This is a genomic window from Streptomyces xantholiticus, assembly GCF_014651015.1.
Lineage (GTDB): Bacteria > Actinomycetota > Actinomycetes > Streptomycetales > Streptomycetaceae > Streptomyces > Streptomyces xantholiticus.
Window position 1 is genome coordinate 58323 of sequence record NZ_BMWB01000031.1, and the last position, 19351, is coordinate 77673.

Annotated in this window: 12 protein-coding genes and 1 tRNA gene; 3 read left to right on the forward strand and 10 right to left on the reverse strand. The window is 69.3% G+C overall.

The window, feature by feature from the left end; genetic code table 11:
* Together IE198_RS30965 and IE198_RS30970 are read left to right on the forward strand one after the other, a co-directional pair.
* Complete coding sequence (locus IE198_RS30965) at positions 1-804, forward strand: Fpg/Nei family DNA glycosylase (RefSeq protein WP_189892635.1); 804 nt, start codon at positions 1-3, stop codon at positions 802-804.
* 62 nt (positions 805-866) lie between these two features.
* Positions 867-1631 carry an SDR family NAD(P)-dependent oxidoreductase gene (locus IE198_RS30970; RefSeq protein WP_189892636.1) on the forward strand — a complete coding sequence of 255 codons (765 nt, stop codon included), beginning with the start codon at positions 867-869 and terminating at the stop codon, positions 1629-1631.
* A gap of 291 nt (positions 1632-1922) precedes the next feature.
* On the opposite strand, the gene IE198_RS30975 is transcribed toward IE198_RS30970, so the two are convergent.
* The 9 genes from IE198_RS30975 to IE198_RS31015 all read right to left on the reverse strand — a co-directional run bounded on the left by IE198_RS30975 (position 1923) and on the right by IE198_RS31015 (position 16118).
* Entirely contained in the window at positions 1923-2393 is a 471-nt protein-coding gene (locus IE198_RS30975) for a Dps family protein (RefSeq protein ID WP_189892637.1), read from the reverse strand.
* 163 nt (positions 2394-2556) lie between these two features.
* On the reverse strand, positions 2557-2940 hold the full coding sequence (locus IE198_RS30980; RefSeq protein WP_100109497.1) for a helix-turn-helix domain-containing protein: 384 nt from the start codon (positions 2938-2940) through the stop codon (positions 2557-2559).
* A 109-nt stretch (positions 2941-3049) separates the two neighbouring features.
* On the reverse strand, positions 3050-3559 hold the full coding sequence (locus IE198_RS30985; RefSeq protein ID WP_189892638.1) for a CinA family protein: 510 nt from the start codon (positions 3557-3559) through the stop codon (positions 3050-3052).
* A complete protein-coding gene (gene pgsA / locus IE198_RS30990) occupies positions 3556-4221 on the reverse strand; it encodes a CDP-diacylglycerol--glycerol-3-phosphate 3-phosphatidyltransferase (RefSeq protein ID WP_189892639.1) in 666 nt (221 codons plus the stop codon). Before pgsA ends, IE198_RS30985 begins: the two co-directional genes overlap by 4 nt.
* Positions 4218-5714 (reverse strand): 30S ribosomal protein S12 methylthiotransferase RimO, encoded by a 1497-nt coding sequence (rimO, locus tag IE198_RS30995; RefSeq protein ID WP_189892640.1) that lies wholly within the window; start codon positions 5712-5714, stop codon positions 4218-4220. Before rimO ends, pgsA begins: the two co-directional genes overlap by 4 nt.
* Positions 5715-5786: 72 nt before the next feature.
* Complete coding sequence (locus tag IE198_RS31000) at positions 5787-6605, reverse strand: helix-turn-helix domain-containing protein (RefSeq protein ID WP_189892641.1); 819 nt, start codon at positions 6603-6605, stop codon at positions 5787-5789.
* 189 nt (positions 6606-6794) lie between these two features.
* Positions 6795-9563, reverse strand: a complete 2769-nt coding sequence (locus IE198_RS31005; RefSeq protein WP_189892643.1) for a DNA translocase FtsK — start codon at positions 9561-9563, stop codon at positions 6795-6797.
* A 128-nt stretch (positions 9564-9691) separates the two neighbouring features.
* A complete protein-coding gene (locus IE198_RS31010) occupies positions 9692-10375 on the reverse strand; it encodes a response regulator (RefSeq protein WP_189892645.1) in 684 nt (227 codons plus the stop codon).
* A gap of 274 nt (positions 10376-10649) precedes the next feature.
* Complete coding sequence (locus tag IE198_RS31015; protein ID WP_189892647.1) at positions 10650-16118, reverse strand: HAMP domain-containing protein; 5469 nt, start codon at positions 16116-16118, stop codon at positions 10650-10652.
* 266 nt (positions 16119-16384) lie between these two features.
* Between IE198_RS31015 and IE198_RS31020 the strand changes: the two genes are divergently transcribed.
* Positions 16385-19039, forward strand: coding sequence for a SpoIIE family protein phosphatase (locus IE198_RS31020; RefSeq protein ID WP_189892649.1), 2655 nt, complete (start codon positions 16385-16387; stop codon positions 19037-19039).
* Between the two features lie 76 nt (positions 19040-19115).
* On the opposite strand, the gene IE198_RS31025 is transcribed toward IE198_RS31020, so the two are convergent.
* Positions 19116-19188 (reverse strand) — tRNA-Thr (locus tag IE198_RS31025).
* Between the last annotated feature and the right edge of the window lie 163 nt (positions 19189-19351).

A 19351-nucleotide genomic window follows, 5' to 3' on the forward strand; every position in this document is an offset into this window, starting at 1 on the left:
ATGCCCGAAGGAGACACCGTCTGGCTGACCGCCCACCGTCTGCATGCGGCGCTGGCGGGCCGGGTCCTGACCCGCTTCGACCTTCGCGTCCCCCGCTTCGCCACGGCGGACCTCACCGGCCGCGCTGTTCTGGACGTGACACCGCGCGGCAAGCATCTCCTCACGCGGTTCGAGGGCGGACTGACCCTGCACTCGCATCTGCGGATGGACGGCTCCTGGCGAGTCTACGACACCGGTGCGCGCTGGGACGGCGGGCCCGCCCACCAGATCCGCGCGATCCTCGGCAACGCCGAGCGCACCGCCGTCGGCTATCGCCTTCCCGTCGTCGAACTGCTCCGCACCGCCGACGAGGAGCAGGCCGTCGGCCACCTGGGGCCCGATCTGCTCGGCCCGGACTGGGACCCGGCCAAAGCGGTGGCGAACCTTCTCGCCGACCCGGCCCGCCCCCTCGGCGAAGCCCTCCTCGACCAGCGGAACCTCGCCGGTATCGGCAATGTCTACAAGTCGGAGCTTGCCTTCCTCGCCCGTGTCACGCCCTGGCTGCCGGTCGGCGAACTGCCCGCCGGCATCCCCGAGCGACTGGTGGCCACCGCGCAACGCCTCCTCGAGGCCAACAAGCAGCGCTTCGACCGGCGCACCATGACCAGCGGCCGCAATCCGTCCCAGAAGCTGTACGTCTACGGCCGCGAGGGCCGCCCCTGCCCCCGCTGCGGCACCCCTGTCCGCAAAGCCGACCAGGGTGACGGCAGCCGCGAACGCCCGACCTACTGGTGCCCGCGCTGCCAGACCGGCCCCGCCGCCTGAACATCGGAACCGCCCAGCCGCATGCAATTGACGACCCGTCAGTTCACGTCTACGGTCCCTCCATGGCCGTCACGGCGTACGACCTCACCGGCCGCACCGCGTTCGTCACCGGCGCGGCCGGCGGCATCGGCCGCGCCTGCGCCGTGCTGCTCGCCGAAGCGGGTGCCGTCGTCCACTGCGCCGACGTGGACGAGAACGGCCTCGACGGGACCCGCTCCCTGATCGGAACCACCGGCGGCAAGGCCCTCACCCACACCGTCGACGTCTCCGATCGCGCCGCCCTCGCCGCCGCGGTCGCCTGCGCGGATCGGCTCGACGTCATGGCCGCCGTGGCCGGGATCATGCACACGAGTCCGATCCTCGAGACCCGGGACGAGGACCTGGACCGCGTGATGGCCGTCAACTTCAAAGGGGTGCTGTACGCCTGCCAGGAGGCGGCCCGCGCCATGCTCGCCAGGGGCGGCGGCGGTTCGATCGTCACCATGGCCTCGGGCGCCGTCGACGCGGCCAACGCCGGCCTGCTCTGCTACAGCGCCTCAAAGGCGGCCGTGATCCAGCTCACCCGGACGCTCTCGACCGAACTCGGCCCGCATGGGATCCGGGTGAACGCCGTCGCCCCGGGCTGGGTCCGCACACCGATGACCGACCGTCATGAGGCCGGCCTGCAGCAGCGGACGGAGGCAGCGATGGTGCGGGCGTCCCCGCTGCGCCGCGTCGGCGAGCCGGAGGACGTCGCCCACACCGTGCTCCATCTCGCCTCTGACGCCTCGTCGTTCACGACAGGTCAGATATTCCGCCCGAACGGGGGCGTCGTGATGCCGTGGTAGTGCGGCGCCGGGCGGCCGTCGCATGCACCGGAAGCAGACTGAGGCCCCAGCCCCCCGCGGCCACCGCCCCTTCGACGACGCCCGAGTGCTCCGGGACCAGGACGAGCCGCAGCACGGCCCACCACCACAATGCGCCCACCACGAACCCGAGCACGACAACGGGCACGAGGACCGCCCCGCGTACCGCCATGGCTGCCTCCTCCGGCCCACGCTAGTGCGACGTGCTGGGCCGCGGGGAGGGCGCACGGTTGGCCGACCCGGCGCGCGCGGACCTCGGTTGCGCGCTCGACGTCATGCGCTCTCGGCCTGGAACATCCAGGCGTGCTTCTCGAGGTCGGCCGTGAGCTGGATCAGGATGTCCTGGCTCACCGGGTCCGGCTTCTCCGTGGCCTCGATGCGCTCCCGCATCCGCCCGATGACGGCTCCGAGGGCGTCGACCATCGTCCGAACGACGTCGACATCCTTGACCCAGCCTTCCGGCACGGAGCCGATCGCGCTCCGTGCCGCCACCGTCGCCGCCCGCCCGTCGGGCGTCACACCGATCGCGGAGGAGCGCTCCGCGACCGTGTCGGAGTGCTGTCGTGCTGTGTCGACGACCTCGTCGAGCTGGAGGTGCACGGACCTGAAGCGGGGGCCCACCACGTTCCAGTGCACCTGCTTGGCCACCAGTGCGAGGTCGACCAGATCGACCAGAGCGCCCTTCAGTGCTTCACCGACCGTCTTGAGGTCCGCATCGGACAGAGTGCTCTTCACGACAGACATCCAGGTCCTCCACTCGGTTTCGCGACTACCGACCACGATTACACAACTACCGAAAAGGGTCATCCGGGGACAGAAGCGCAAGCAAAAGGCCCCGGCCGGTACTCGAGTACCGACCAGGGCCAGGTGCAAACCAAGCCGTGCAGGATCGTGCAGTGCCTGCTGATCAGGCGGCGACGACGTCGACCGCCTCCGCGGGTGCCTTGATCGTCACGCGCTCCGTCGGCACACCTGCCACCGACGTCACGGAGACGGAGCCCAGCATCGGACGTACTGGCGCAGGCACCGGCTCGCTGGCGGCTGCCGACTCGGCCAGTTCGGCCAGTGACAGTTCGTCGCTCACTTCACGCATGAGCTCGGACATCCGTACGTCAAGCGCGTCGCAAATCGCGGAGAGCAGCTCGGAGGATGCCTCCTTCTGCCCCCGCTCCACCTCGGATAGATAGCCGAGCGAGACTCGGGCGGACGAGGAGACTTCGCGCAGAGTACGGCCCTGGCGCTGGCGCTGCCGACGCAGCACGTCACCAAGCAGGCGACGGAGCAGAATCATCGGTGGCTCCCTCCTCGGACCGCGTAGCCGCATCCTTCACGCCCCACCGTACCGCCTTGCGCCGCGGCCGTGCGGGGAGCGATGTCGTGTTCACTCAGGGCTGCAAACATCAATTCCCCCCGTTCTGTTCCGTATCCTGTGCAGGCCTGTTCCCGTGCAGTTCGTCACGGAGCAGGTCGAGCACACTCCGTACACTCTCTCTACGGATTTCCCCGCGGTCGCCGTTCAACCGCAATGCGGCCACATTCCCGACGCCCGCCGGACCCGCGACAGCCACATATACCGTCCCGACGGCCTTCCCGTCCTGCGGTTCCGGACCTGCCACCCCGGTGGTGGCGATGCCCCAGTCCGCGCCCAGTGCGTCCCGTACCCCGGCTGCCATCTGGGCGGCGACCTGTGGATCCACAGCTCCGTGCTCCACAAGCAGACTCCCGTCCACGCCCAGAACATCCCTCTTGAGGGTGGTGGCGTAAGCCGTGACGGACCCCCGGAAGGACTTGGACGCCCCGGGTACCGACGTGAGCTCCGCGGCCACCAGACCGCCCGTGAGGGACTCCGCGACGGCCAGCGTCTCGCCACGCTCGGCAAGCAGTGCCAGCACTCTGGCCGCACCGGTCACCTCGGGGAGCCCGCCGCCGTCCGCTCCGCCGCAAGCCCCTTGCGCCTCAGTACGACCGCCTGCCGCACATAGTCGAGGCCGGTGAGCACCGTCAGGACCACGGCGAGAGCCATCACCCAGAACCGAAGGGTCGCAAGCGGCCCGGTCAGCGCGAGCACGTACATGCCGACCGCGGTGCCCTGGGCGAGGGTCTTCATCTTGCCGCCGCGACTGGCCGGAATCACCCCGTGCCTGATCACCCAGAACCGCATCAGCGTGATGCCGAGCTCACGGAAGAGGATGACGCCGGTGACCCACCACGGAAGGTCGCCGAGCGCCGAGAGGCTGATCAGCCCAGCCGCCATGATCGCCTTGTCGGCGATCGGGTCCGCGATCTTCCCGAAGTCGGTGACCAGGTTGTACGTGCGGGCCAGGTGCCCGTCGAAGATGTCGGTGATCATGGCCACCGCGAACGCCGCCCATGCCCATGCCCGCCAGGCCGGGTCGTAGCCGCCGTCCTGCAGCAGCAGCAGCACGAAGGCGGGCACCAGCACGAGCCGCACCATGGTCAGAAGGTTGGCGATGTTCCACAGGCCGGCCTGGTTCACGGCCGCAGCGCCCAGCTTGCCGCCGGGCGCCGGCCTTCCGGACCCGCCCGCCGCGGATGCCGGCACTCCGGTCATCTGCCCGCCTCCTCGTCAGGGGTCCGGGAGCCGGCCCCCAGGACCTCGCAGTACTCGGCCACCAGGTCGACGCCCTCGGTGCCCACGACCTTCGCCACGACCATACGACCGGGCTCCAGGCCTTCGGCGGAGGTGAAAACGACCTGGCCGTCGGTCTCCGGCGCCTGGTGGGCGGCCCGGCCCACGGCGCCGTCCTCGTCGTCGACGGACTCCACCAGCACCTCCAGCGTCTCGCCCAGACGCTCCTCCGCGCGTTGCGCGGTGAGCTCGTCCGCGATGCGCGACAGATGCTCGAGCCGCTCCGTGATGACGTCGGCGTCCAGTTTGTCCTGGTAGGTGACGGCCTCCGTGCCCTCCTCGTCGCTGTACCCGAAGACGCCGATGGCATCCAGACGCGCCGCGGAGAGAAAGCGCTCCAGCTCGGCGAAGTCCACCTCGCTCTCGCCGGGGAACCCGACGATGAAGTTGGAGCGCACGCCCGCCTGCGGCGCCTTGCCCCGGATGGTCTCCAGCAGCTCGAGGAACCGCTCGGTGTCGCCGAAGCGCCGCATCGCCCTCAGCACACCGGGCGCGGAGTGCTGGAACGACAGATCGAAGTACGGGGCGACCTTCGGCGTGGACGTGAGCACGTCGATCAGGCCGGGGCGCATCTCCGCGGGCTGCAGATAGCTGACCCGCACCCGTTCGATGCCGTCGACGGCTGCCAGGTCGGGCAGCAGCGTCTCCAGCAGACGGATGTCGCCGAGGTCCTTGCCGTACGAGGTGTTGTTCTCGGAGACCAGCATGATCTCCTTGACGCCCTGCTCCGCCAGCCAGCGCGTCTCACCGAGCACATCGGCCGGGCGGCGCGAGACGAAGGAGCCGCGGAAGGACGGGATCGCACAGAAGGTGCAGCGCCGGTCGCAGCCCGAGGCGAGCTTCACGGAGGCGACGGGGCTGGTGCCCAGGCGGCGGCGCAGCGGCGCCCGCGGACCGGACACGGGGGCGACGCCTTCCGGCAGGTCCGCGGGCACGGGCACGGCGTCACCGTGGCCCGGCAGCGCCACGCCGGTGGCCTGCTGCCGCTCCACGGGGCTCAGCGGGAGCAGTTTCCGCCGGTCGCGCGGGGTGTGCGGAGCGTGCACGCCGCCGCTGAGGATGGTCTGCAGACGCTCGGAGATGTCGGCGTAGTCGTCGAAGCCCAGCACACCGTCCGCCTCGGGCAGTGCCTCCGCGAGGTCCTTGCCGTACCGCTCGGCCATGCAGCCCACGGCCACGACGGCCTGGGTTCTCCCATGGTCCTTGAGGTCGTTGGCTTCCAGCAGGGCGTCGACGGAGTCCTTCTTGGCGGCTTCGACGAATCCGCAGGTGTTCACCACGGCGACGTCCGCGTCGGAGGCGTCCTCGACGAGCTCCCAGCCGTCCGCTGCCAAGCGGCCTGCAAGCTCCTCCGAGTCCACCTCGTTACGGGCGCAGCCGAGAGTGACAAGGGCGACGGTACGGCGTTCGGGCATGCGCTCAAGACTACTTTGTCCCGGCCCGGGCCCCGGCCGCGAGGGTCGGGGCCGTCCTCACGCTCCGCAGGCTCAGCCGACCTCCGGGTCACCCTTCGTGTAGGAGAGCCGTTCCACGCCGCCCATCTTGAATTCGTCCTCGACCTTCTTGCCGTTCACGAACAGCTCGATCGCCCCGGCGTTGCCGAGGATCAGGTCGACGCGCTCGTCGTCCTGGAAGGTCTTGCTCTCGCCCTTGAGCAGCAGGCCGTCGAAGAGCAGCTTGCCGTTGTGCGACTTGGCGGAGATCCAGCTCTTGTCGCCGGTGGCGGACAGCTTCACCGTGACCTTGTCCTTGGGGACGGCCGCGATGGCGCTCTCCGACGGTTCGGGCTTGGGGTCGGCGGGCCTGGTCGTCGGAGCCTTGGTCGGCGTGGACCCGGCCTCCGCGGGCCCTTCCGCGAGGTTGCCGCCGCTGCTTTCGCTGTCGCTGAAGAGCGTGAAGCCGGCGAAACCGACCACCACGACGATCGCCGCGACCATGGCCGCGGTCCAGTTGGGGCGACGCCGCTCGGGACGGATGCGCTCTGCTTCGAAAAGCGGCGCGGCAGGGGTCGGCGCGGGGCGGCCGCCGTGCTCGTCGTCGTACTGCGCGACGAGCGGGTCGGGATCGATCCCGACGGCGCGGGCGAGCATGCGGATGTGCCCGCGGGCGTACACGTCACCGCCGCAGCGGGAGAAGTCGTCCTCCTCGATCGCGTGCACTATGGGGATGCGCACCCGGGTGGAGGTACTGACCTCGTCGACGGTGAGGCCTGCGCCGACACGCGCCTGCTGGAGCACGTGGCCGATCGAAGGCCGGTCGTCTTCGGCTGAAGGCCTGTCGTCTTCGGGGGAGTTGCCGATGGACACGGGGGCGCCTTTCGAGCGTGTAACCACCTGCTGGAGGTTCAGTCTATGGGTGGTACGAAAGGGTGGGGCAACCGGGCGGTGGACTTTGTACGCCATAGGAATGGACGGGTGATCCCGGGGTCGGGACATCTGTGGGTCCCTCCCTCCAACTTGACGTACGACCAAGGGAAACGGTTGCTTCCAGGACCCTTACGAGTGAGTCTCTCCCCGGATCACGGCGAGCACTCCATCCAGTTCGTCGGGTTTCACAAGAACGTCACGGGCCTTGGATCCCTCGCTCGGGCCGACGATGTTCCGCGACTCCATGAGGTCCATCAGCCGGCCGGCCTTGGCGAAGCCCACGCGCAACTTGCGCTGCAGCATCGAGGTCGAGCCGAACTGGGTGGAGACGACGAGCTCGGCGGCCTGGCAGAGCAGATCGAGGTCGTCTCCGATGTCCTCGTCGATCTCCTTCTTCTGCTTGGTGCCGACCACCACGTCGTCCCGGAAGACCGGAGCCATCTGGTCCTTGCAGTGCCGGACGACGGCGGCGACCTCGTCCTCCGTCACGAAGGCGCCCTGCATACGGGTGGGCTTGTTGGCGCCCATCGGCAGGAAGAGGCCGTCGCCCTTGCCGATCAGCTTCTCCGCGCCCGGCTGGTCGAGGATGACCCGGCTGTCGGCGAGCGAGGACGTGGCGAACGCGAGACGGGAGGGCACGTTCGCCTTGATCAGGCCGGTGACGACGTCGACCGACGGCCGCTGCGTCGCCAATACCAGATGGATGCCCGCCGCGCGCGCCAGCTGCGTGATGCGCACGATCGCGTCCTCGACGTCACGCGGTGCGACCATCATCAGGTCGGCCAGCTCGTCGACGATGACCAGGAGGTACGGATACGGCTGGAGCTCGCGTTCGCTGCCCTCCGGCGGTTTCACCTTGCCCTGGCGAACGGCCTGATTGAAGTCGTCGATGTGCCGGTAGCCGTACGCGGCGAGGTCGTCGTAGCGCAGGTCCATCTCGCGGACCACCCACTGCAGCGCCTCTGCGGCCCGCTTGGGGTTGGTGATGATCGGGGTGATCAGGTGGGGGATGCCCTCGTACGCGGTGAGCTCGACCCGCTTGGGGTCGACCAGCACCATCCGCACGTCCTCCGGTGTCGCTCTTATCATCACAGAAGTGATCAGGCAGTTGATGCAGGACGACTTGCCGGAGCCGGTGGCGCCGGCGACCAGGACGTGCGGCATCTTCGCCAGGTTGGCCATCACATAGCCGCCCTCGACGTCCTTGCCCAGCGCGACCAGCATCGGGTGGTCGTCCTCCGCGGCGTCCGCGAGACGCAGGACGTCGCCGAGGTTGACCATCTCGCGGTCGGTGTTCGGGATCTCGATGCCGACGGCGGACTTGCCGGGGATCGGCGAGATGATCCGCACGTCCGGGCTGGCGACCGCGTACGCGATGTTCTTGGTCAGGGCCGTGATGCGTTCGACCTTCACGGCGGGGCCGAGCTCGACCTCGTAACGGGTGACCGTGGGGCCGCGGGTGAAGCCGGTGACGGCCGCGTCGACCTTGAACTCGGTGAAGACGTTGGTCAGTGAGGCGACGACCGCGTCGTTGGCGGCGCTGCGGGTCTTGCCGGGGCCGCCTCGCTCGAGCAGGTCGAGCGAGGGCAGCGAGTAGGTGATGTCCCCGGACAGCTGGAGCTGCTCGGCCCTCGGTGGCAGCGGCTGGAGCTCCTCGCGCGCCGGCTTGGTCAGGTCGGGCACGACCCCCTCCGCCGGTGGGGCGGGCCGCTCCTCACGGTCCGCGGGCTCGGGCTCCCGTGCGCTCGGCACGGGCGAGGAGGCGCGCTGACGCTCGGCGGTGACGTCCCGCGTGAGGTCCGCAACCAGCGGCGAGGGCGGCATGCCGTTCAGAACGGCCCCGTCGAGGGCGGCGGCCGCCGCCGCGGCGACGTCCACCGCGTCCATCTCCCGGCCGAGGGCCGGCTGGGCCGATGGACGGCGTGGCCGGCGGCGCCTGGCGAGGGCCTCCGCCTCCGCGGAGTCCGGGTCGGGCCCGGCATGCGACGTGCCGCGGCCTGCCGCGCGACGCGAGCGCGCGGGCAGCGCCTCCCGCCACTGCTCCTCGTACCGCTCGTCGTCGGGCTCCTTCCCGGCGTCGGGGCCGTGCAGCGGCTCGACGATGCCGAGCTTCGAGCCGAGCAGCCGCAACCGCTGCGGGATGGCGTTGACGGGCGTGGCGGTGACGACGAGCAGACCGAAGACGGTCAGCAGCACCAGCAGCGGCACCGCGAGCACCTCACCCATGGCGAAGATCAGCGGTTTGGACACGGCCCAGCCGATCAGACCGCCCGCGTCCTGGACCGCCTCCGTGCCCTCGCCACGGCCGGGCGATCCGCACGCCATGTGGACCTGGCCGAGCACGCCGATGACGAGCGCGGAAAGGCCGATGACCACACGGCCGTTGGCCTCGGGCCGCTCGGGATAGAGGATGAGCCGCACGGCGATCGCGCCCAGCAGTATCGGCGCGAGCAGATCGAGCCGGCCGAACGCGCCGGTGATCAGCATTTCGACGAGATCGCCGACCGGACCGCGCAGATTCGACCAGGTGCCCGCCGCGACGATCAGTGCAAGGCCGAGAAGCAGCAGCGCAAGTCCGTCCTTGCGATGCGCCGGGTCCAGCCCCTTGGCGCCACGCCCTATGCCGCGGAACACCGCGCCGACGGTGTGCGCGAGGCCCAACCAGACGGCACGCACCAGGCGGTACACACCCCCGGTCGGGGACGGTGCGGGCTTCGGGGCGGCCGCCTTCTTGGCCGCTGCCTTCCTCGCAGGAGCCTTCTTGGCGGGCACGGTCTTCTTGGGGGCGGTCCTCTTGGGGGGCGCCGCCTTCTTCGCGGCACCGCTAGTACGGCCGGCGCGCGGCTTCGCAGTGCCCGCCGTGCCCTGGGAACCCTTGCCGGACGTACGTGAGGCCATGGTGGTGAGGTTACCGGTGTCGACGGCAGCGGACACGTGTGCCCACTGCCTCACCCGTTCGTGTCGTTGCTGAAGTGCCGGAAACTGACGCGCCCTCAAGCACCAGGAGACGCCCGGAAAGTACGTACCTAGCTCTGCGAGGGCAGCGTCGGAGAGCCGCCGCCCGTGCCGGGCTCCAGCGCGTCAAGGGCCCTGCGCAGACCGGTGAGTTTGCGCTCGAGGTGGGCGGCCGTCGCCACGGCCGCCGCGTCCGCCGAATCGTCGTCGAGCTGCTTGGAGAGCGCCTCCGCCTGCTCCTCGACGGCGGCGAGGCGCGCGGACAGCTCGGCGAGGAGACCCGCGGGCTCCCGGCCGGCACCCGCTTCGGCCTGGCCGCTGCCCTCGAGCTGGAGCCGCAGCAGCGCTGCCTGCTCGCGCAGTTGGCAGTTCTTCATGTAGAGCTCGACGAAGACCGAGACCTTGGCCCGCAGCACCCAGGGGTCGAACGGCTTCGAGATGTAGTCCACGGCACCGGCCGCGTAGCCGCGGAAGGTGTGGTGGGGGCCGTGGTTGATCGCGGTCAGGAAAATGATCGGGATGTCCCGGGTCCGCTCGCGCCGTTTGATGTGCGCGGCGGTCTCGAATCCATCCATGCCAGGCATCTGGACATCCAGCAGAATGACCGCGAAGTCGTCCGTCAGCAGCGCCTTGAGCGCCTCCTCCCCTGACGATGCCCGCACCAGCGTCTGATCGAGCGCGGAGAGGATGGCCTCCAGCGCAAGCAGATTCTCCGGCCTGTCATCGACCAGGAGGATCTTGGCCTTCTGCACCATGCCCCGTCCTCCTCGCCCCGGCATGGGGTCTCCCCAGCTCGAAGAGCCGGGGGACGCGCCGGGCGCCGCCCCAGGGGACGACTCCCTTGCGCCGCCCGTCCTTGTGCCGGTCATGGTAGCCGCACCCCGCCCGTCGCCACACCCTGTCACCGTGATGTCACTGTGCACATACCGCAAACGTGGGGGGAGATCCGATAGTTCCCCGGAACCTGCGGTCCCACACGCCTTCGGCCATATTCGATCAGCGACTCGCGCACAATCGCACGTCCGACACTCACTCCCCGCGCATCCACTGCTCCATCACCGACAAGAGATGGTCGGGATCGACCGGTTTCGTCACATAATCGGATGCGCCGGACTCGATCGCCTTCTCCCGGTCGCCCTTCATGGCCTTCGCCGTGAGCGCGATGATCGGCAGACCCGCGAACTGCGGCATCCTGCGGATCGCCGTCGTCGTCGCGTAACCGTCCATCTCCGGCATCATGATGTCCATCAGCACGACCGTCACATCGTCGTGCTGCTCCAGGACCTCGATCCCCTCACGGCCGTTCTCCGCATAGAGCACCGACAGGCCGTGCTGCTCCAGCACGCTGGTGAGCGCGAAGACGTTGCGGATGTCGTCGTCGACGATCAGGACCTTCTCACCGTCGAAGGCGAACACCCGTCGCTGCTCCGCGCCCTCCTGCTCGCCCGCGGGCCCGGCCAACCACGGCTCCTGGCCGGGCGCCTCCGCCGGCGGGCCGGCGGGCCGCTGGGCCTCCACGGCCGCCTGTGCCTTCCGGCGCCGCCGAAGCAGAGCCGCGGGACCCGCCGGGGCTGCGGCAACGGTCCGGGACCGCTCCTGTGCGCCGTCTTCCTCCACGGTGGTCTCCTCGCCGTGCCCGCGCCCGACACCGGGTGCGAGCTGCGGGTAGCCCTGCGGCGGCAGTTCACTCGGCTGCAGCGGCAGATACAGCGTGAACGTCGAACCACGCCCCGGCTCGCTCGCCGCATGGATCTCGCCGCCGAGCAGCCGCGCGATCTCACGGCTGATCGACAGACCGAGACCCGTGCCACCGTACTTGCGGCTGGTCGTCCCGTCCGCCTGCTTGAACGCCTCGAAGATCACCCGCATCTTGCCCGCGGCGATCCCGATGCCCGTGTCCGTCACGGAGAAGGCGATCAGATCCGCGTCGGCGTCCTGGAGCGACCCGGCCTCCAGCAGCTGCTCCCGGATCGCCTGCGGCACATCGGCGCCCGCCGGCCTGATCACCAGCTCGACGGCGCCGCTGTCGGTGAACTTCACCGCGTTCGACAGGAGGTTGCGCAGTACCTGGAGCAGCCGCTGCTCGTCGGTGTGCAGCGTCGCGGGCAGCTCCGGCGAGACACGGACGGAGAAGTCGAGCCCCTTCTCCGCCGTCAGCGGCCGGAACGTAGCCTCGACGTAGTCGACCAGCTGCACCAGCGCGATACGGGTCGGGCTGACGTCCATCTTGCCCGCCTCGACCTTCGAGAGGTCCAGGATGTCGTTGATCAGCTGCAGCAGATCGGACCCTGCGCCGTGGATCGTCTCGGCGAACTCCACCTGCTTCGGCGAGAGATTGGCGTCCGCGTTGTCCGCGAGCAGTTTCGCCAGGATGAGCAGGGAGTTGAGCGGCGTCCGCAGCTCGTGCGACATGTTCGCCAGGAACTCGGACTTGTAGCGCATGGAGACCGCGAGCTGTTCCGCCCGCTCCTCCAGCACCTGCCGGGCCTCCTCGATCTCGGTGTTCTTCACCTCGATGTCGCGGTTCTGCTGTGCCAGCAGCTCGGCCTTCTCCTCCAGTTCGGCGTTGGAAGCCTGCAGCGCCTTCTGGCGGTTCTCCAGCTCCGCGGAGCGCTCACGCAGCTGCTCCGTCAGCTCCTGCGACTGCTTGAGCAGCACCTCGGTCTTGGTATTGACGCTGATGGTGTTGACGCTCGTCGCGATCATCTCGGCGATCTGGTTCAGGAAGTCCCGCTGGATCTGAGTGAACGGCTGGAACGACGCCAGCTCGATGACGCCGAGGACCTTCCCCTCGAACAGCACCGGAAGGACGATCACATAAGCCGGTGAGGCCTCTCCGAGCCCCGACGAGATCTTCAGATAACCCGGCGGCACATTGACCTGGATCGTCCGCTTCTCCTCCGCGGCCGTACCGATCAGGGTCTCGCCGGGCCGGAAGGACGTCGGCATCAGACCGGCCGAGTAGCCGTAACTGCCGCGCATGACCAGTTCGTACGACTCGCCGCCCGCCGCTGTGTTCGGGCCGCCGGTCGGCACGGCCAGGAAGAAGGCACCGTGCTGGGCGGAGACCACGGGCGTCAGCTCGCTCATGATCAGCGATGCGACGTCCTCGAGGTCGCGTCGGCCCTGCATCAGACCGGAGATACGGGCCAGATTGCCCTTGAGCCAGTCCTGTTCCTCGTTGGCGAGGGTGGTGTCGCGGAGGTTCGCGATCATGGTGTTGATGTTGTCCTGGAGGACCTGGATCTCACCGGCCGCGTCCACGTCGATCTTGAGGTTCAGATCGCCGCGGGTCACCGCGGTCGCGACGGCCGCGATGGCGCGCACCTGCCGGGTCAGATTCCCGGCCATCTCGTTCACCGACTCGGTCAGGTCGCGCCAGGTGCCGTCGACGTCCCGCACCCTGGCCTGACCGCCCAGCTGCCCGTCGGTGCCCACCTCGCGGGCCACTCGGGTGACCTCCTCGGCGAACGAGGAGAGCTGGTCGACCATGGTGTTGATGGTGGTCTTCAGCTCGAGGATCTCACCCCGCGCATCGATGTCGATCTTCCTGGTGAGATCGCCCTTGGCGATCGCGGTGGTGACGGTGGCGATCTGCCGCACCTGACCGGTCAGGTTGGACGCCATCGAGTTCACCGACTCGGTCAGGTCCTTCCACGTACCGGAGACGCCCGGCACCCGGGCCTGACCGCCGAGGCGGCCGTCCGTGCCCACCTCGCGCGCCACGCGGGTCACTTCGTCGGCGAACGACGACAGCGTCCGCACCATCGTGTTGACGGTGTCGGCAAGCTCCGCGACCTCGCCGCGTGCCTCCACCGTGACCTTCTTCGTCAGGTCTCCGTTGGCGACCGCCGCCGAGACCCGCGAGATGTTGCGCACCTGACTGGTGAGGTTGTTCGCCATCAGGTTGACGTTGTCGCTGAGGTCCTTCCAGATGCCGGTGACTCCGCGCACCCGCGCCTGGCCGCCCAGCACACCCTCCGTACCCACCTCACGGGCGACTCTGGTCACCTCGTCCGCGAAGTCGGACAGCTGGTCGACCATCGTATTGACGGTCGTCACCAGCTCCAGGATCTCGCCCTTGGCGTCCACGGTGATCTTCTTCGAGAGATCGCCCTTGGCGACCGCCGTCGTCACCTCGGCGATGTTGCGCACCTGACTGGTGAGGTTGTTCGCCATGAAGTTGACGGACTGGGTGAGGTCCTTCCAGGTGCCGGAGACGCCCTGCACCTCGGCCTGGCCGCCGAGGATGCCCTCGGTGCCCACCTCGCGCGCCACCCTCGTGACCTGCTCCGCGAAGTTCGACAGCTGGTCGACCATCGTGTTGAGGGTGTTCTTCAGCTCGAGGATCTCGCCCCGCGCGTCCACGTCGATCTTCTGCGACAGGTCACCGCGGGCCACCGCCGTGGCGACCTGCGCGATGTTGCGCACCTGCGCCGTGAGGTTCCCGGCCATGCCGTTCACCGAATCCGTCAGGTCACGCCACACGCCGGCCACACCGGGCACCTGGGCCTGACCGCCGAGGCGGCCGTCCGTACCCACCTCACGGGCCACCCTGGTGACCTGCTCCGCGAAGGCGGACAGCTGGTCGACCATGGTGTTGATCGTGTTCTTCAGCTCGAGGATCTCGCCCCGCGCGTCCACGTCGATCTTCTGCGACAGGTCACCGCGGGCCACCGCCGTCGTCACCTGCGCGATCTGACGCACCTGAGAGGTGAGATTGCCGGCCATGAAGTTGACGGAGTCCGTCAGCTCTTTCCACGTACCGCTGACGCCGTCGACCCTCGCCTGACCGCCGAGGCGGCCCTCCGTACCCACATCCCGCGCCATGCGCGTGACCTGGTCGGCGAACGAGGAGAGCTGCGCCACCATCGTGTTGACGGTGTTCTTCAGCTCCAGCATCTCGCCGGCCACGTCCACCGTGACCTTCTGCGACAGGTCACCGTTCGCCACCGCCGTCGTCACCTGCGCGATGTCACGCACCTGACCGGTGAGGTTGCGGAACGCGGTGTTCACCGAATCGGTGAGATCCTTCCACGTACCCGCCGCACCCGGCACCTCGGCCTGACCACCGAGGCGGCCCTCGACACCGACCTCTCGGGCCACCCGGGTCACCTCGGAACCGAAGGACTGCAGCTGGTCCACCATCGTGTTGACGGTGTTCTTCAGCTCCAGCATCTCGCCGGCCACGTCCACCGTGACCTTCTGCGACAGGTCACCGTTCGCCACCGCCGTCGTCACCTGCGCGATGTCACGCACCTGGGTGGTCAGGTTACGGAAGACGGTGTTCACCGAATCGGTGAGATCCTTCCACGTACCCGCCGCACCCGGGACCTGCGCCTGACCACCGAGCAGACCCTCCGCACCGACCTCGCTGGCCACGCGCGTGACCTCGTCCGCGAACGTCCGCAGCGTCTCGGTCATCTGGTTGATGGTCTCCGCGAGCTGGGCGACCTCGCCCCGCGCGTTGACCGTGACCTTCTGCGAGAGGTCGCCGTTGGCGACGGCCGTCGTCACCTCGGCGATGCCGCGCACCTGGGAAGTCAGGTTGCCGGCCATCGTGTTCACCGAATCGGTGAGGTCCTTCCACACACCGGCCACGCCGGGAACGGTCGCCTGACCGCCCAGCTCACCCTCGGTGCCCACCTCCCGGGCCACCCGCGTCACCTCGGAGGAGAACGACGACAGCTGGTCGACCATCGTGTTGACGGTGTCCTTCAGCTGCAGCATCTCACCGGCCACATGAACGGTGACCTTGCGCGACAGATCGCCCTTCGCGACGGCCGTCGTGACGAGAGCGATGTCACGCACCTGCGCCGTCAGCCGGTACGCCATCGTGTTGACCGAGTCCGTGAGGTCCTTCCACGAACCGGACATGCCGCGCACCTGGGCCTGGCCGCCGAGCTTGCCCTCCGTACCCACCTCGAGCGCGACCCGGGTCACCTCGTCGGTGAACGCCGACAGCTGGTCGACCAGGTTGTTGACCGTACGGGCGACCTTCAGGAACTCGCCGCGCAGCGGGCGGACCGCAGCACCGTCCTGACCGTCCGCGGCATGCGAGCGCAGCTCCATCCGCTGCTCGAGGTCACCCTCCGCGACCGCGGAGAGCACCCGCCCCACCTCGGAGACCGGCCGTGCCAGATCGTCCACCAGGTCGTTCGCGGCGTCCACTGCCGCCGCCCAGGAGCCCTCGCAGGCACCCGTCTCCAGCCGCTCGGTCAGCTTTCCCTCACGGCCGACCATCCTGCGGACCCTGGCGATCTCCCCCGTCAGGTGCAGATTCCGGTCGGCGACCTCGTTGAAGACGGCCGCGATCTCGGCCATCACACCGTCGCCGGACACCGTAAGACGGCGGCGGAAGTTTCCGTCGCGCATCGTCACGAGCGCCGCCAGCAGCCTGTTGAGGGCCGCCGTGTCGACCTCGGTTGTCCCATTGTTCCGGGACCGTCCGCCTTTCGCGCGCGTATCTTTCGCCCGCGCCGTCACGCCAGACTCCACCGTGTCCCTCCCGCAGGGGTTGACCGTACTCCTGGGCCGCCTCAGGAAGCCTGCCCAGTGTTTCACCATGCCGGAACCAGGCGATAACAGTTCGGCAGCTTCGCATAGCGTCCCCGCCCCCGGAGGGCGGAAACAGCGGTAACCGGCATCCGCTCGGACAGCGAAGGTAAGTAACCTGGCATCCGGCTGTCCAACCGCCCCGGTCCGCCCGGCAGGGGCGGTGTGGTGCACATCTACCACCGGGCACCGGGAGGGGCAGGCCGATCATGGCAGAGCCGGGCGTCGAGACGCGTACGAGGAGTTCTGTGATCACCGCGCGGGCGGCCGCCAGCTTCGACCCTGTCGGGCGGTCCGTAGCGACCGCCCGTGCCTTCGTCCGCGACACCCTCCAGGGGTGGGGACACTCCGACGTGGTGGACGACGCAGTGGTCCTCACCAGCGAGCTCGTCACGAACGCGGTGATCCACGCCGGCACGGCCGCCGACGTCCTGTGTCTGCGCTCGGAGGACGGTGTCCGCGTCGAGGTCGCCGACCGCTATCCCGAGCGGGAAGTACCGATACAGGGCGCGGGCCGCACCATCGCGAATCTCGACAGCGAGAACGGGCGCGGACTTCTCCTGTGTGCGGCGCTCGCCTCCCGCTGGGGCGTGGAATACACGCCCACGCACAAGACGGTGTGGTTCCAACTGGACCTGCCGCAGCGGCCGGTGGGCACCCGGTCCGCCGGTCCGGTGCTGCCCACCTCCCTGCTGCCGGTGGCAGAGGAGCGGGTGCGGGTCGCTGTCGCGCAGATCGACCGCACCGGCACGATCGCCGTGTGGAACGAGGACGCCGAGCACCTCTTCGGGTACACGGCGGACCAGGTCGTCGGCAAGCCGCTCACCGACTTCGCCGCCTGGCCGCACACACCGGGCATCGGCACCGGCATCGCGGAGGCGTTCCGGCTCTCCCGGTGGGAAGGCAGCTACGGCATCCGTGGCAGCGACGGCCGCGTGATCCCGGTCTACGCCTCCCACCTGCGGGTACGCGACGTGAACGGCGAGCCGTCCACGGTCTGTCTGCTGGTGCGTGACGACGAGCGCGCCGTACTGCAGTCGCCCCAGCGCGTCTCCGGCAGAGACAGCGGCGCGGAGCACCGCACCACCGACCCGTTCGAGGTCTTCATCGGCTCCCCCGCCCCCGACGACCTCGACGGCCTGCTCCAGCGCACCGTCGAACGGGCCAGGGACATGCTCGACGGGGACGCGGCTTTCCTGCTCCTGGCCACCGATGACGAGACGGAGCTGGAGGTCAGGGCCACGACAGGCCTCCCGTCCGCCCGGCAGCGCTTCGCCCGCGTTCCGGTGGAAGCCGGTTCAGGACGCTACGGCTCCGCACGGATGCCGGCCGTCCACGAGGACCTCACAGCCGTCCCCGGAGCGGTTCCGCTCCTCAACTCCACCGGCATGCGTTCCGTGGTCACCGTGCCGCTGAAGGTCGAGGGCCGGCTCACCGGCTCCCTCGGCGTCGCCGCCGAGTCCGCGGGCCGCTATTCCAACGAGGAGGCGCTGCGCCTGCAGTTCGCCGCGGACCGTATTGCGCTGGCCGTCGAATCGGCGCGGCTCGGCGAACTGGAGCGGCTGCGCCGCGGCTCACTGTCCTTCCTCGTCGAGGCCTCCGACCTGCTTGCCGGAACCCTGGACCGGGACCAGACGCTGGCCCTGATGGCACAGATGACGGTTCCCACGCTCGCCACTTGGTGCGCGGTCTACACGATCGCCGACCAGTCGTCCGAGCCGTACCTGAGCTATGTGCTGCACGAGGACGAGGAACGCATCGACGGCCTCAAGGCCCTCCTTTCGAAGATCGACCCGCCGGACCCGGTACCGACGCCCGGCGCCCGGGTGTGGAACGCACCCGGTGAGGCCGCCCAGCGGGCGGCGCTGCTCACCTCCAAGCGCGAACTGGGACTTGGCTCCAGGCCGCCGGTGTCCTCAGGGATCGGAACCACGCTCGCCACGGCGGCAGCCGTCGGCGGTGAGACCGTCGTACTGCCGCTCGTCGCCCGCAACCGGGTGATCGGCATGCTGACGCTCGGCAAACCGTCCGACGACCACTTCCGTCAAGAGATCCTCGAACTCGCGGAGGACCTCTCCCGGCGTGCGGCCCTCGCGCTGGACAACTCACGGCTCTACTCGGAGCGCATGGCGATCAGCCAGTCCCTGCAGCGCAGCCTGCTGCCGCCGGAGCTGCCGCAGATTCCCGGTGTCGAGGTCGAGGTCATCTACCGTGCGGCCGGCGAGGGAAACGAGGTCGGCGGCGACTTCTACGATCTCTTCCCCATCCGTGACGGCGCGTACGGCTTCGCCATCGGCGACGTCTGCGGCACGGGCCCGGAAGCAGCGGCGGTCACCGGTCTCGCCCGCCACGCGCTGCGACTCCTCGCCCGGGAAGGCTTCGGCGGCCCCGCGGTCCTCGAGCGACTGAACGCGGCGATCCTCGATGAGGGCGCCCGCAGCCGCTTCCTCACACTTCTGTACGGGGAGCTGTGGCCGCAGGAGGACGGCAGCGCCGTCCTCAAGGTCGTCTGCGCCGGACATCCGCTGCCGTTGCGGCTGCGCCAGGACGGCACCGTGGAGCCGGCCGCCGAACCGCAGCCGCTCCTCGGCGTCTTGGACGACCTCGAGCTGTACGAGCAGATGGTGACGCTCGACCCGGGTGATGTGCTCCTGTGCGTGACCGACGGGGTCACCGAGCGCCGGGAAGGCACCCGCATGCTGGGCGACGACGGCCTGAGCGATGTGCTGGCGAACTGCACCGGGCTGACGGCGGGAGCGGTCGCGGCGCGTGTCCTGCGTGCCGTGGAACGCTTCGCGGCTGAGCCTGCCTCGGACGACATGGCCATTCTGACGATGCGCGTCCCGGAGCCCCACCACGGCTGAGGTTCGAAGAGGCTGCCCGGGACAATAAGAAGGCCCCCGCCGCACGGCGGGGGCCTTCTTCTCTACTTCTTGTCCGAGCCCCCAAACGGAATCGAACCGTTGACCTTCTCCTTACCATGGAGACGCTCTGCCGACTGAGCTATAGGGGCCTGTTGCGCTGCGGCAACGACACAAAGCATACCCTGGATCAGGCGGTGCTTCGAACCACCTGCCGAGAAAATCCGGACAGCCGGCCATGACCGGGCCTGAACGCAGGAAAGCCCCGGAACGGTGTTCCGGGGCTTTCCCACAATGATTGTTCGGCGGCGTCCT